The organism is Bacillus sp. NMCC4 (genome assembly GCF_002998555.1).
Lineage (GTDB): Bacteria > Bacillota > Bacilli > Bacillales > Bacillaceae > Bacillus.
Window position 1 is genome coordinate 772,466 of sequence record NZ_PVRA01000001.1, and the last position, 14,786, is coordinate 787,251.

Below are 14,786 nucleotides of genomic sequence, written 5' to 3' on the forward strand. Positions count from 1 at the left end.
CTCCCACCTTTTCCCTGATGTTTAACGATTTTGTTTTAATTGCAGCGCACTAATGACATCAAATTCATCCTTCAGTTTATCGTAGAGACGCTCATATAAATAAAATAGCTCTATGTAAGTTTCATTGTTCTTCATATTAGGTTCATGACGGGCAGAAATTCGAATCCACTCTTGAACCTCTTCTATCTCTTCCATATGACCTAAACTATGAAGTGCGAGGACAGCCGCCCCAAGTGCTGACGCTTCATAACTTTCTGGAACAAGTACTTCTCTGCCCATCGTATCCGCTAAAATTTGCCGCCACAACGGAGATCGTGCAAATCCGCCCGAAGCTCTGACATCCTTTGCAGAACCGGTTAAATCTCTTAAGGCAACACCAATCGAGAAAACACTCATAATGACGCCTTCTAACACAGCTCTAATAAAATGCTCCCGCTTATGCTGAAGACCGATCCCAAAGAAGGTGCCTCTCGCATTTGGATTCCAATAAGGTGCACGCTCACCCGATAAAAATGGCAGAAACAGCAGTCCCTCTGAGCCTGCTGGAATCTTTTCCGCAATATCCATCATTAAATCGTAAGGGTCCACACCAAGGCGCTTTGCTACCTCCACCTCTGAAGATCCAAATTCATCCTTCAGCCATCTCAGCATGATCCCGCCATTATTGGTCGGTCCTCCCACAACCCAATGTTTATCTGTCAGCGCATAGCAGAACGTTCTTGATTGCTCATCTGTGATTGGTTTGTCTACAACCGTACGGACCGCACCGCTTGTCCCAATCGTAACAGCCACCTCTCCTTTTCCAATCGCGCCAACACCTAAATTCGCTAGAACGCCATCATTCGCACCAATCACAAATGGTGTATCTTCTTTAATACCCATGCGCAGTGCAATCTCAGGCTGAAGTCCTCTCAGCTGATACGTCGTTGGGACAAGTTCAGACAGTTGACTGGCTTCAATTCCAGCAATACGAAGCGCCTGTTCATCCCATTGAAGCGTTTCCAAATGGAACAGACCTGTTGCTGAAGCGATTGAATAATCGACGACATACTGACCGAAGAAATGATATAGAATATATTCTTTGATAGAAATAAATTTCGCTGCCTTCTTGAAGAGATCAGGTGCCATTTCCTTGATCCAACGTATTTTTGAAAGCGGTGACATTGGATGGATCGGTGTACCTGTCCTTTTATAAATGTGGAAGCCATCCATATCTGATAAGATTCGTTTCGCTTGTTCTGCACTTCTGTTATCTGCCCAAATGATACTGTTCGTTAACGCCTTGCCATCCTCATCCATCACAATTAAGGAATGCATCGCAGTACTAATCCCGATGCCGATGAGATTTGCTACATCAAATGCTGCTGTCGTCAATGCACCTCTTACACTCGCAATGACGGCTTCTAATATCTTTTCAGGGTCCTGCTCAACCCATGCTGGCTGGGGCTGAATGAGATCATAAGGTACTGAATGCTTCGTTATTACTTTCCCCTGTGGTCCAAACAGAACCGCCTTTGTACTTGTTGTTCCAATATCCAAACCAATTACCGCCTGGTTTCCCTTCATCTGTATCACGCCCAATCATTGATTTGAAATCAGATATGAAGTTTTTGATATACCTGTTAAATCCCATTATAAAAATAATTTTTTCGACATTCAACGACCGAAAAGAAAATTATTTTCATCCAAAAGCTCACAATCGTTACCATAACAGCATTTTTCATCATCAGAAAAATTTATTTTTGGAATCATTACACCCTTTTTTGTGATATGGTTTCTCGCATTTGCTTTAAATTTGTTATTGTTTCCTGCTGCCTTAAGTGAGCAAGTGCAAAATATAGAACGTCAATGACAGTCAGCTGAGCAAGTCTTGCAGACATCGCTTCTGTTCGAAAAGCCGTTTCTTGCGTCGCTGTATACAACGTGACATCTGCAAGCTGACTCAATGGAGAGCGCTGATAGCTTGTAATGCCGATGGTTTTGGCTCCTTTTCCCTTTGCTGTTTTCATCGCATCGAGTAAATCTTTATTACGTCCAGAATGAGATATACCGATCACTGTACTGTGCTGGTCAAGGAGACCAGCAGACATCGCTTGAAAGTGAGAATCTGTGTGAACAATACAGTTGATACCTGTCCTCATAAATTTATGAAAAGCGTCTGTTGCAATGAGTCCAGACCCACCACTCCCATAAAACTCTAAGCGTTTCGCTTCATGTATGATTTGTATGGCCTTTTCTACATCCTCTGGATTCAACAATTGAAAGCTATCCTTTAAAGCGGATATATTCGCCTGAAAAACCTTTTGCATAAAAATCGCTGTATCATCATCAAGACTCATTTCTTCATCTACATAATTAGGCTTTGTTTGGTCTATTTCCTGGGCAATAGCAATCTTCAAATCTTGAAAGCCCTCAAATCCAAGCCTTTTACAAAGACGAAAAATCGTTGCCTCTGAGCTCGCTGTCTTTTTCGCAAGCTCGACAATAGACAAATGGATGATGTCGCGGGGCTCACTCGTAATATGTTCTGCAATTCCTTTCAGCTTTGGCGGCAATCCCCTGCTTGCTGCTCGTATTTTTTCAATACTACTTAAATTAACAGAAGCCAATTGACTTCACTCCTCACTCATTCTTGTTAGCGCATACATTTCCTCATGTTCCCATCTTATAAAAAAGAAGCCTGTTTGCACAGACTTCTCTTTTTATGAATTCATCGTTTTAATCAATAAATCAAAAAAGATTTACTCAAAATTTTATAATATACACTTTTAGCTCAACAATCTACCACATTATTTTCAACTTCATTTTCTATATTTCTTTCCAAAAATCTTAAGCATTTTACCCTTATTTCTTCTAAACTATCACTTAATTCATGTGGTATTAAACTTTCTACATCTTCAAGTTCTGTTCCCAAATGAAGTATATTTATCAGTTCTTCATTTATCCCTTTCTTTTTTAAAACATCGATTGTTCGTGGACTGAACATGAGCTTTTCCGCTTCTTCTATAGTGATTAAACCTTCTTTTAGCGATATGATTATACCAATGATATTTATAACAATAATCCTATCTAAATCTTCATGTGAAGAATATCTTAGTTCTATTTTATTCATAAATCATTTCACACTCCAACCTTTTTTAACTTTCACATCATACACCAAACCAGATTTACTTTGAAAATAATGTACAGAAACCTTTTTTCCTTCTTTATAGCCATCTTTATATACTTTTTTCCAAGTCCCTCCTTCAATCTGTTTTAACTCAGATAACAACTTCTTATTATTTACTGTAACTTTTTTAGTCCCATTTTGAACAGCTTTAAAACCAGCAGGATATTTAGGGGCATATTTTATTGATTTATACAAATGTTTACTTGCTTTCACCCCGTTTACAAAAATAGTCCGGATGACAAGACCCCATACAGCATCGGCTTCTTTATAACCAATTTGGACACTTTTGTCTCTTGAAGAAGCCTCTCGATTAATATTGAATGTTACAGACGGTGAAAATAACGATACAATTAAAGTAAAAATAATGAGGAAAGGAATACGTCTTTTCAATTTAAATTACCTCCTAATATTAACTATATAAAATACAATATAACATACTAGGAATATTATAACTATTTCATTCTGTAGAAAATTAAAATGAATCTTTATACTGTTTAAAAGATATCTCTATCTTTTAACATCTTATTTATTACAATATAAATTCCTAAAGTAATGAATAAAAAAGAATATACCCCTCGGAGATAAAAATTAAAGTTTAAGTCCACAAAATATTCACTAAAATCTAATCATCTAGCGCAAGGACAATATCATTTAACCTACCGAAATATTAAAAGGCCCTTTTCAACTCATTTTTTCATAAAATCGAATTGGTATGATTCTTCTGAATCTTTTCCCCGCTTCACTCGTATATACTAAAAGAGTGATTGATTTGAAAGGAGATCTGTTTGTGGGATATATTTTGTTATTTTCGGTTGTGATCGGTCTGATTTTGACCCTTTTGCTCACACCGCTCAGATTGTTCGTTAGAAAGAAAGGAACAGAACAGCAGGTTCCGCTTATGTGGATTGCAGGCCTTGCTTTGCTGTTCATGGTCGGTATTTTTATTTACTATTACATCACCAATTTAGATCGTAACCCTTCATCCCTATGGTTGATTGGACTTGTTGTGACAGCAGCAGGTGCCTTTTTGTCAGTTGGATTGGAGCGTAAGATCAAAGGCGTGCTGTTTCTTATTCTATTACTGCTCGGTGTTTATATGGCGACAGCTTTTCTATTCAATGCGAATGAGAAATTTGATGTCTCCAAAATGGAACAAAAAGTGGAAATCAAAGCGTTTGATGAGACGGAAACACCTGCGAGTGTACCGCCTCAATTTGCTCGGAACAAAATGAAGAAATCGTTCGGACAGGTCCCAAACACAAGCTACTATGAGCTTGGCAGCCTGCAAATCCAGAAGGTCAACGGTGAGTATGTGTACATCGCCCCAGTGGAGTTCTCGGACTTCTTTAAATGGATTCGTTCGGGCAGTACGCCGGGTTACTTTACATTAAGTGCGACCGACTCATCAGCTAATCCAAAGTTTGTGAAAACAGAGATGGTTTACACACCTTCCTCTTATTTCAACAAAGAAATTGAGCGGCATATCCGCCTTCAGTATCCTGATTTGATTTTCTACGGCGACACACAGCTGGAAATCAATGATGATGGAAAACCTTATTACATTCGCACGTATGGCGATTTTATCTCTGCCCGAAACGGCTTTAAAGCTTCCGGCGTAGTCGTTGTTGATGCCAAAACAGGTGCAACGAAGAAATATGCTCTAGATCAAGTACCTGCTTTTATTGATGGCGCTGTTTCACCAGAAGCGGTCAGTCTGCAAAACAGTTATTTCGGAAACTATATTCACGGGTTCTGGAACAGTATGTTTGGAAAATCAGATGTGAAGCTGCCTTCAGATGAAGGAACAGAAGCCAATGTAAGTCCAGTGTTTGATTCAAAAGGAGATATGTATTACTTCACAGATTTCACAAGTCCGAAAGAGGGCGTTGATTCGATGCTTGGGTATGCCCTGACAAATGCCCGGACAGGAAAAGCGACTTATTATACCGGTAATCTTGAAGAGTCCTACATGGATTCTCAAGGCGCTCTGCAAATTATTGAAAAACGATTCATCGAGAAGAAATGGAAAGGGCGCATGCCCATTCTCTATAATTTCTATGGAGAAGCCAGCTGGCTCACACCGGTTCTCGATTCAAATGGATTCCTGCAAAACTACTTTATCGTTTCTGCAGCCAATCCTGAAATCGCTGCGTACGCTTCAACACCAAACGAAGCATTGAGAGCCTATAAGACAGCTCTTCAAAAAGGCGGCGGCACCGTCAACAGTTCATCTAAGCAGGAAAAGAAAGAAGCTACAGGAAAAGTCAAACGAGTCTATAAAGAAAAGACCGGTGATTATACAACCGTCACCTTCCTGCTAGACGATGGTAAAAGCTACACCATGTCATCTGAAAAAGAACCTCTTGTCATTTATTTAAAAGAAGGCGATCAGGTCACCATGAAATACACAGATACAGGTGAAATCTTCCTTCCAGTTGATGAAATCAAAATCAAAGGATTATAAAAAAAGACGTTTCTCCTACTGAGGAGAAGCGTCTTTTCTCTCTTTCCTTAACAATTCAACGAGCAATTCTTTATTTTTATTTCCCCCTGTCATTGGTGACTCGACATAGGAGAATTTTCGTTTGAAATCCATTCCTCTCACAGAAATGACAGCCAATTCACCGCCAATGCTGCCTCGCTGGAGGACATATTTAGATAAAACGGAAAGCCCCATTCCGTGGATCACAGCTTCTTTAATCGCTTGATTGCTGCTAAATGTCACAAAGGTCCGTGCTTTCAGTCCATTTGATTTCAGGACGTGCTGTAAGTATTCTCCGGTACCTGATCCCTCTTCTCTCGTGATCCATGTTTCGTTCTGCAGTTGATCAATCGTGACATCCTTTTTCTTAGCAAAGGGGTGATCTAATGGCGCCACGATATAGAGCTCGTCTTCTAGAAAAGTTTCGACAGTTAGTTCTTTGTCATTGGTCTGTCCTTCGATCAAACCGATGTCAACATGGAATAAGCGGACATGTCTGGCGATCGCCTCTGTGTTATCAATGACCACCTCAATATCAACATGCGGATAGAGCTGATGAAACTCTGCCAATATTTGCGGCAGCACGTACTCTCCAATGGTGAAACTCGCCCCGATTGTCAGCTTCCCTCTTGCCAGATGATGATGCTCATAAATATCCTGCTTCGCCTGTTCATATAAACGAATGATTTGTTTTGATCGATGGTACAGCATATCCCCAGTTGGTGTAACCGTTAATTGCTTTGGCGAACGATTCAGCAGCACGGTCTGGAATTCCTGCTCCAAGTTCTTAATATGAAGACTGACACTCGGCTGAGAAATCCGCAGCTTTTGGGCTGCTTTTGTAAAGTTTTTCTCTTCCACAACTGTCACAAATGTCTTCAGTGCATCGTAATACATCGGTCCCTCTCCTATCAGAAATCTTAATCCAAAACCTTTCATATATATATCTTACTAATTCCTTCCCAGTGCGTAAAGAAGCGCTTAACTGAAAACAATTTAATAAAAATATTTACTAATTTTTTTAAAGACTCTATACTAGGAGGAGATATTTTCTATAGGAGGTGCTGATTTGGCAGCTAAAATAAAGGACATTGCTGAAAAAGCTGGATTATCCATTGCGACTGTATCTCGTGTACTAAACCAAGATCCCAACCTATCTGTCACGGATCAAACACGCGAAAAAGTATACGCCGCCGCAGAAGCTTTGTCCTATCAAAAGAAAACATTCAAACATTCATTAAAAAAAATCGCCTTTCTCTATTGGATGACCGAAAAGGAAGAGCTTGAAGATATTTATTTTAAATCCATTCGACTGGGCATTGAGGAACTGACCAATACTCGGAGTTTAAATGTCACCGCTTACAATCCATCTGATGGGCTTCATTCCATTGATCCTTCTACAGAAGGGATCATCGCCATCGGCCGATTTAAAACGTCAGAGCTTGATCAATTATATGCAATCACCCAGCATATCGTTTTTATTGATACGTCACCGGATGAAGACCGTTTTGATTCTGTAAAACCAAATCTAAAACGAATTGTTGAAAAGATCATCGATTCTTTTATTGAAAAAAAACACACATCCATTGGATTCGTAGGCGGCACAGACCTTGACCTGAATACGAATGTGCATATTCCAGATATTCGCGAAACGACTTTCCGTGAATATATGATGGCTCACAATGTCCTTGATGAGCGATTGGTCTATGTCGGTCATCATTTCTCAGTAGATGAAGGGTATTCGCTGATGATGAAGGCGATTGATGAGCTTGGTGATGATCTGCCCACCGCTTTTTGTGTCGCTAGTGATCCTCTTGCCATCGGCTGCTTACAAGCATTAAACGAGCGCGGATTTTCTCTGCCGAACCGCGTGAGCGTCTTTAGTATCAACGATATTCATGTGTCTCAATATGTGTCACCACCGCTCACCACGTATCATATCCACACGTCTTTACTTTGTGAAACAGCTGTCGATTTACTGTTAGAAAGACTTGTGGACGGCAGAGCATTACCTAAAACTGTTCTGATTGCTTCAGAACCTGTCTTTCGAAAAAGTACGATATAAACAACTAGAAGCCCTGTCCAATGTGGAGGGCTTCTTTTCTCTCTATATGAGTAAAAAATTTTACTTAATAAATTTAATAAAATATGTTTACTTTTTTTACTTAAGTTGATATTCTCACATTAAGAAAGCGTTTTCTTATCATCTGTGAAAAAAGAACGAGAGGGGATTACCAATGAAAAAGGGAAAATGGGCGACATTATCAGCAGTGGTTGGTACTGCTGTGCTTCTGCTTTCAGCTTGCGGACCGGGAGATGACAATTCAAGCGGTACACAGCCGGCATCTACAGGTACAAAGACCTTGCTAGTGTGGGAGGATGTCAAAAAGTCTGATGGGATTCAAGACGCTGTAAAAGAATTCGAAAAACAACATGATGTGAAAATCAAAGTGGTCGAAAAAGCTTATGCCGACCAAGTTGAAGCTCTCCGTCTAGATGGAGCAGCCGGGACAGGTCCAGACGTCATCACGATGCCTCACGATCAAATTGGATCAGCTGTCACTGAGGGGCTATTACAGGAAATGAAGCCAGATCAAAAAGTGATCGACTCCTTCACAGACGAATCCATTCAATCACAAACGGTAAACGGCAAGCTGTATGGCCTTCCTAAATCCGTTGAAACGACGGTGCTTTTCTATAACAAAGATCTTGTCAAAAAGGCACCAACGACACTTGATGGCTGGTATGATCTTTCGAAAAAGCTGACAAAAGACGGGAAATACGGTTTTGTTGCGAAATGGGATGAAATTTACTATGCACAAAGTGTGTTAGGCGGATCAGGGGGCTATATTTTCAAGCAGAAAAGCGACGGCTCTTATGATGTTAATGACATTGGTCTGAACAACGATGGCGCCATCCAAGGCGGAGAATACATTCAAAAATTCTTTAGCGAAGGGCTTTTCCCGAAAGGCATCATTGGTGAACAAGGAATCAATGTCCTCAACTCCTTATTCACAGAGAAAAAGGCGGCAGCTGTCATTTCTGGTCCATGGTCATTTGGTCCATATAAAGAGGCGGGTATTGACTATGGCGTGGCCGAGCTGCCAACACTCCCTAACGGAAAACATATGAGCTCATTCTTAGGTGTAAAGAGCTACAACGTCTCCTCTTATTCTAAAAATAAAGAACTTGCTGAGAAATTTGTTGAGTTTATCACGAACGAAAAAAATTCGAAGAAGCGCTTTGAATTGACAGAGGAAATTCCACCAGTGAAAAAACTGATGAAAGATCCAATCATTACGGAAAACGCTAATGCGGATGCTGTTTCAAAACAAACGAAATATGCCACGCTGACACCGAACAATCCTGAAATGGCAGAAGTGTGGAAGCCGATTGATAGTGCATTAGGTCTCATTGCAACTGGTCGTACAGATGTGAAAAAGGCATTTGATGATGCGGTCAATCAAATCGACTCTCAAATTAAAGCAAATCACTCCAAATAACCATCAAATGCGGGTAGTCTATCAAGCTGTCCGTAGTTGATCTAATTTCATATGAAGTAGGTGTTAGACGTGACGGGTAACCTTGAACTAGACCGCACACACACAGTGGAATCAAAGACACACCGGAGACGGGCGCTAATGTTCTCCTTTATACCCGGGATGGGGCAGATATACAACAAACAATACGGCAAAGGGGCACTCTTTTTCCTGTTTGGCGTCTCTTTTTTGATTGTATTTTATGATTTATTCAATATTGGCTTTTGGGGACTGTTCACACTGGGGACGATGCTGCCTCGTGACAACTCTGTTTTTCTTTTAGCAAAGGGGATTATTGCGCTGTTAACAGCTGGTTTTGGTATCGGCTTTTATGTACTCATGATGCGTGATGCTTTTATGAATGGAAAGAAACGGGATCAAGGGGTACCACTTCATTCCATCCGTGCTCAATATCATCAGCTCATCGATCAAGGCTTCCCTTACTTAATGAGCACTCCTGCTTTCTTTTTACTTCTATTTTCTGTTGTCTTTCCTATTATGTTCAGCTTTGCGCTTGCCTTTACGAACTATGATTTATACCACTCGCCTCCTGCCAATCTGATCGACTGGGTAGGAATCAAGAACTTTCAAAATATCTTTTCCATTGATATTTGGAGAGACACCTTCATTGATGTACTTGGCTGGACCGTCGTATGGACTTTGGCTGCGTCGACCCTTCAATGTGCCCTCGGCATCTTTTTAGCGGTTCTGCTCAATCAGAAGGATTTAAAGGGAAAACGGTTTTTTAGAACCATTTTGATTCTCCCTTGGGCTGTTCCGGGCTTTGTGACCATTTTGGTGTTTGCTGGACTGTTCAATGATACCTTTGGTGCCATTAACAATACACTTTTTGCATCGATAGGGATTGATCCAAAACCATGGCTGACAGATCCATTTTGGAGCAAAATTGCCCTTATTGCGATGCAGACTTGGCTTGGATTTCCTTTTGTTTTCATTATGACAACAGGCGTTTTGCAGGCGATTCCCGAGGATTTATATGAGGCTGCGACCATCGATGGAGCCAATTTTTTTCAGAAATTCCGGTCCATCACGTTACCGCTTGTTCTCTATTCCATTGCACCCATCCTTATCACACAATATACGTTTAACTTTAACAACTTTAATATTATCTACTTATTTAATGGCGGGGGACCGCCTGTTGCGGGGTCAACCGCTGGAGGAACGGACATCTTGGTTTCTTGGATTTATAAACTTACGATGCAGTCCTCTCAATATGCACTCGCTGCGGCTGTCACGATTTTACTTTCAATCTTTGTCATCGCCATTGCACTCTGGCAGTTTAAGAGAACGAATTCATTCAAAGAGGAGGACATGATGTGATATGGGATCAAAACAAAACAAGCTCATTCGCCTGAGCATTACTTATTTTATCCTTTTCATTGCCTCCATTTGTATTCTATATCCACTGCTTTGGACAATCGGTGCTTCCTTTAATCCTGGAAACAGCCTCATGAGTACAAGTATGTTTCCGAAGAATCCAACGTTCAGCCACTTTACCGAGCTCTTTTTCGGTCAGGGGGCACTTTATGCAAAATGGTATTGGAATTCCATGAAGATCAGTATTACGACTATGCTCTTAACGTTAATTCTTGTCAGTTTTACAGGCTATGCCTTTTCCAGATTCCGTTTCAAAGGACGGAAAAATGGGCTGATGCTCTTTTTGCTGCTGCAAATGATTCCGCAATTTTCAGCGCTGATTGCGATTTTTGTTTTGGCTCAAATGCTTGGACTGATTAACAGTCACCTTGCACTGATTTTGATTTATGCAGGCGGGCAAATTCCGATGAATACGTATTTAATGAAAGGCTATCTTGATGCGATTCCGAAGGATCTCGATGAATCAGCCAGAATGGACGGCGCAGGGCATTTCCGGATTTTCATCCAGATTATCATGCCGCTTGCTAAGCCGATTTTGGCGGTTGTCGCCATCAACTCTTTTACAGGACCACTGGGTGATTTCATCATCTCCAGTGTCATTGTCCGCTCACCCGAAATGTATACGCTCCCGATCGGTCTGTACAATCTTGTGTCAGACAAAATGGGGGCCAGCTACACGACCTTTGCAGCCGGGGCTTTACTCATTGCGATTCCAGTCGCTTTATTGTTTCTTGTTTTACAAAAACAATTTGTATCCGGCCTCACACAAGGCGGGACAAAAGGATAAGGGGAGATTTGATGAAAAAGTGGATGCTCGTCACGGTTGTCGTTTTCTTTTTTATGGGGTTAGGTATTTTGCCTGAAGCAAAAGCCGATACGATTTCTGTTCAGCCGATCAATGGACTGCAAGGTGATTTCATCAAAGGAGCCGATATCTCTATGCTTGCAGAAGTAGAGAGAAGCGGCGGCAGATACTTCGACCAGAACGGAAAACAGGTGGACCCGCTCAAGCTATTAAAGGAAAAAGGCGTCAACTATGTGCGCATTAGACTGTGGAACCATCCATACGACAACCAAGGCCGTGCCTATAACGGTGGGACAAATGATTTAAACACAGCCATCGCTCTATCGAAACGTGCAAAAGCACAAAATATGAAAGTGCTGCTTGATTTTCACTACAGTGATTTCTGGACTGATCCTGGTAAACAGTTCAAACCGAAAGCTTGGGCATCTCTTTCACAAAGCGATTTAGAAAAAGCGGTCGGCACTTACACAGGGGATGTACTCAAAGCGATGAGAGCACAAAATGCCCTTCCGAACATGGTTCAGGTTGGGAATGAACTGAACTCAGGCATGCTGTGGCCAAATGGAAAGAGCTGGGGTGAAGGCGGCGGGGAATTTGACCGGCTCGCCGCTTTGCTAAAGGCTGGCACAAATGCTGTCCGCTCTGTCGATTCTAACATCAAAATCATGCTTCACCTTGCACACGGAGGGGACAATGGTGCGTCCCGCTGGTGGTTTGATGAAATCACAAAACGAGGCATCTCATTCGATACGATCGGTCTATCTTATTACCCGTATTGGGACGGTGGATTTAATGGTCTGACGTCTAATATGAATGATATTAGTGCCCGCTATCACAAAGACGTGATTGTTGTGGAAACCGCCTATGGGTTTACGACAGCAAATGGCGACAACCTAGAGAATTCATTTAATCAAGACTCTGTCAAAACAGCCGGCTACCCGGCTTCACCTCAAGGTCAGGCATCTTTTATACGAGATCTATCAGAGAAAATTTCACAAGTGAAAAACAATCGCGGAAAAGGGTTCTTTTATTGGGAGCCGCTTTGGATTCCAGCGAAAGGCGCTCCGTGGTCTAGTCAATACGGGCTGGCTTATATCCAAACAACCGGTACAGTCGGAAATGCTTGGGAAAATCAAGCGATGTTTGATTTCAACGGAAAAGCACTGCCTTCTCTTGATGTATTTAAACAAATGACACCGTAATTAAAAGGATAGGACGTGACAAAATGGGAAAGCGTTACCCACTCGTTCACCCAAATGTGAAAGGCTTTTTGCATGGTGGCGATTATAATCCAGATCAATGGCTCCATATGCCGGAGATCATTGACGAAGATTTTCGATTAATGAAGCTTGCACACTGTCAAACATTCTCCATCAACATTTTCGCATGGAGTAAGCTAGAGCCAAAAGAAGGGCAGTATGATTTTGCATGGCTGGATGACATCATGGACCGCTTGGCAGCTCAGGGGGCTCACGCCATTCTCGCAACGCCAAGCGGGGCAAGACCTGCTTGGCTGTCACAAGCATATCCAGAGGTATTGCGCGTCGAAGCGAACCGTCAGCGTAATTTACATGGACTGCGCCATAATCATTGCTTCACCTCACCGGTTTATCGAGAAAAAACGAATACACTCAACCGGCTGCTGGCTGAACGCTACAAGGATCATCCAGCACTGATCATGTGGCACATTTCGAATGAGTACGGCGGCGAATGTCATTGTGATCTTTGCCAGGAAGCATTTCGGGACTATTTGAAAGACAAATACAATCATGACCTTGAAGTTTTGAATCAAGCATGGTGGACGGGTTTTTGGAGCCACACGTATAGTGACTGGTCACAAATCGAATCACCTGCACCGCACGGGGAGCACATGATTCACGGGATGAACCTAGACTGGAAGCGCTTTGTCACAGCGCAAACGATCAATTTTTATCAAAATGAAATTGAACCGCTGCGGGAATTGACGCCTCATATCCCAGTGACCACCAACTTTATGGGCGACTACCCGCATATGCGCCCATTCCTTGGGCTGGATTATCATCAATTTGCAAAAGAGGTCGACGTGATTTCATGGGATAGCTATCCAGCATGGCATAGCGGCAGGGAAACAACCGCCGAATTAGCGTCAAACGTCGCCTTCGTTCACGATTTATATCGTTCATTAAAGGACGGTCAGCCATTTCTCGTTATGGAGAGTACACCGAGCCTTGTGAACTGGCATGAAGTGAATAAGGTCAAACACAAAGGAATGGCACACCTTTCTGCCATACAGGCGATTGCCCATGGATCAGACTCCGTGCTTTACTTTCAGTGGCGCCAAGGCCGAGGTGCCTCCGAGAAATTCCATGGCGCCGTAGTCGATCATTCCGGACATGAACATACGCGCGTGTTTCAAGAAGTCGCTGATCTAGGGAAACAATTGGAGCAGCTGCAGCTCATTGCGGGCACGTCCGTACAACCAGAAGTCGCCATCATATACGATTGGGAAAACCACTGGGCCATTGATGATGCGCAAGGCTTAAATAATACAAACAAACGCTATGTAGAGGCTTGTCAAACTCACTATCGAAGCTTTTGGAAAAAAGGCATCCCTGTTGACATTGTCGGCATGGAGAAGGATTTCTCATCCTATCGTGTGCTGGTTGCTCCAATGCTCTACATGATCAAACCAGGCGTCGCAGAAAAAATCGAAGCCTTTGTCAAAAAGGGCGGTATTTTTATCGCGACATATTGGAGCGGCATGGTCGACGAAAATGACCTATGTTTCCTCGGTGGTTTCCCCGGCCCTCTCCGTCATGTACTTGGCATATGGGCTGAGGAAATCAACACATTGATGCCAGATGAACATGTGTTAATAACCACAGGGAATGGACGCACCTACCATGTCGGGCAATATTGCGAATCCATTCATCCTGAAACGGCTTCTGTGTTAGGGCATTTTGAGAATGGCTGCTATGAAGGACAGCCAGCCCTGACTGTCCATCCTTTTGGAGATGGAAAAGCATACTATATGGCTTCCGAAAATGAGCAGATTTTTTATGATGAGTTTTACGAGGATCTCATCGCAGGAATGGGTATACAGCCCGTCCTATCATCTGTGATTCCAGAGGGAGTTAGTGTACAAAAACGAACAGATGGCACGCAAGACTATGTATTTATGATGAATTTTACAGAAGAGCTGCAGAACATATCACTAGATTCAGCGGAAAGCTATGAAAATATGCTGTCTGAAGAGCAGGTGCCAGACCAGCTTCAGCTTGACCCTTACGAGTACGTCATCTTGAAAAAATAATTTGAAAGAAGCGTTCATTCATTGGACGCTTCTTTTATTTTAATGATTCCAAATACCTATATAAATATATTTTCTTGTAGAAATGCCCTTGAATCGTTATA

12 protein-coding genes are annotated in these 14,786 nt (G+C 42.0%); 7 read left to right on the forward strand and 5 right to left on the reverse strand.

The annotated features are described in order from the left end of the window. Positions 1 to 21: 21 nt before the first annotated feature. From gntK to C6Y02_RS04035, 4 genes are all read right to left on the reverse strand, one after another. Positions 22 to 1,566: a gluconokinase gene (gntK, locus tag C6Y02_RS04020; protein ID WP_060597626.1), complete on the reverse strand. Its 1,545-nt coding sequence runs from the start codon at positions 1,564 to 1,566 to the stop codon at positions 22 to 24. A gap of 185 nt (positions 1,567 to 1,751) precedes the next feature. After that, on the reverse strand, positions 1,752 to 2,609 hold the full coding sequence (locus C6Y02_RS04025; protein ID WP_106030699.1) for a MurR/RpiR family transcriptional regulator: 858 nt from the start codon (positions 2,607 to 2,609) through the stop codon (positions 1,752 to 1,754). Positions 2,610 to 2,773: 164 nt separating this feature from the next. Then, positions 2,774 to 3,112, reverse strand: a complete 339-nt coding sequence (locus C6Y02_RS04030) for a DUF3969 family protein (RefSeq protein WP_045210169.1) — start codon at positions 3,110 to 3,112, stop codon at positions 2,774 to 2,776. 3 nt (positions 3,113 to 3,115) lie between these two features. Continuing rightward, positions 3,116 to 3,559 (reverse strand): hypothetical protein, encoded by a 444-nt coding sequence (locus C6Y02_RS04035; RefSeq protein WP_106030700.1) that lies wholly within the window; start codon positions 3,557 to 3,559, stop codon positions 3,116 to 3,118. A 397-nt stretch (positions 3,560 to 3,956) separates the two neighbouring features. On the opposite strand from C6Y02_RS04035, the gene C6Y02_RS04040 reads away from it, so the two are divergent. Further along, positions 3,957 to 5,633, forward strand: coding sequence for a hypothetical protein (locus C6Y02_RS04040; RefSeq protein WP_060597628.1), 1,677 nt, complete (start codon positions 3,957 to 3,959; stop codon positions 5,631 to 5,633). A 15-nt stretch (positions 5,634 to 5,648) separates the two neighbouring features. Here the strand turns inward: C6Y02_RS04040 and C6Y02_RS04045 are convergent, their stop codons facing one another. Continuing rightward, positions 5,649 to 6,548, reverse strand: a complete 900-nt coding sequence (locus C6Y02_RS04045) for a LysR family transcriptional regulator (RefSeq protein ID WP_034660520.1) — start codon at positions 6,546 to 6,548, stop codon at positions 5,649 to 5,651. 172 nt (positions 6,549 to 6,720) lie between these two features. On the opposite strand from C6Y02_RS04045, the gene C6Y02_RS04050 reads away from it, so the two are divergent. The 6 genes from C6Y02_RS04050 (at position 6,721) to C6Y02_RS04075 (ending at position 14,685) form a co-directional block, all read left to right on the forward strand. Then, positions 6,721 to 7,716, forward strand: a complete 996-nt coding sequence (locus tag C6Y02_RS04050; RefSeq protein WP_060597629.1) for a LacI family DNA-binding transcriptional regulator — start codon at positions 6,721 to 6,723, stop codon at positions 7,714 to 7,716. A gap of 172 nt (positions 7,717 to 7,888) precedes the next feature. Beyond that, positions 7,889 to 9,154, forward strand: coding sequence for a galactooligosaccharide ABC transporter substrate-binding protein GanS (ganS, locus tag C6Y02_RS04055; RefSeq protein ID WP_106030701.1), 1,266 nt, complete (start codon positions 7,889 to 7,891; stop codon positions 9,152 to 9,154). A gap of 138 nt (positions 9,155 to 9,292) precedes the next feature. Then, positions 9,293 to 10,531 (forward strand): carbohydrate ABC transporter permease, encoded by a 1,239-nt coding sequence (locus tag C6Y02_RS04060; protein WP_003214698.1) that lies wholly within the window; start codon positions 9,293 to 9,295, stop codon positions 10,529 to 10,531. Between the two features lies 1 nt (position 10,532). Beyond that, positions 10,533 to 11,375 (forward strand): sugar ABC transporter permease, encoded by an 843-nt coding sequence (locus tag C6Y02_RS04065; RefSeq protein ID WP_106030702.1) that lies wholly within the window; start codon positions 10,533 to 10,535, stop codon positions 11,373 to 11,375. Positions 11,376 to 11,386: 11 nt separating this feature from the next. After that, entirely contained in the window at positions 11,387 to 12,595 is a 1,209-nt protein-coding gene (locus tag C6Y02_RS04070) for a glycoside hydrolase family 53 protein (protein ID WP_106030703.1), read from the forward strand. Positions 12,596 to 12,618: 23 nt separating this feature from the next. Continuing rightward, on the forward strand, positions 12,619 to 14,685 hold the full coding sequence (locus tag C6Y02_RS04075; protein WP_106030704.1) for a beta-galactosidase: 2,067 nt from the start codon (positions 12,619 to 12,621) through the stop codon (positions 14,683 to 14,685). Positions 14,686 to 14,786: the final 101 nt, after the last annotated feature.

What these genes read in the sequence shown, in the direction of transcription:
- gntK (WP_060597626.1), bottom strand. Translation starts at nt 1,566, where the DNA reads ATGAAGGGAAACCAGGCGGTAATTGGTTTGGATATTGGAACAACAAGT.
- C6Y02_RS04030 (WP_045210169.1), bottom strand. Translation starts at nt 3,112, where the DNA reads ATGAATAAAATAGAACTAAGATATTCTTCACATGAAGATTTAGATAGG.
- C6Y02_RS04045 (WP_034660520.1), bottom strand. Translation starts at nt 6,548, where the DNA reads ATGTATTACGATGCACTGAAGACATTTGTGACAGTTGTGGAAGAGAAA.
- ganS (WP_106030701.1), top strand. Translation starts at nt 7,889, where the DNA reads ATGAAAAAGGGAAAATGGGCGACATTATCAGCAGTGGTTGGTACTGCT.
- C6Y02_RS04060 (WP_003214698.1), top strand. Translation starts at nt 9,293, where the DNA reads ATGTTCTCCTTTATACCCGGGATGGGGCAGATATACAACAAACAATAC.
- C6Y02_RS04065 (WP_106030702.1), top strand. Translation starts at nt 10,533, where the DNA reads ATGGGATCAAAACAAAACAAGCTCATTCGCCTGAGCATTACTTATTTT.
- C6Y02_RS04070 (WP_106030703.1), top strand. Translation starts at nt 11,387, where the DNA reads ATGAAAAAGTGGATGCTCGTCACGGTTGTCGTTTTCTTTTTTATGGGG.
- C6Y02_RS04075 (WP_106030704.1), top strand. Translation starts at nt 12,619, where the DNA reads ATGGGAAAGCGTTACCCACTCGTTCACCCAAATGTGAAAGGCTTTTTG.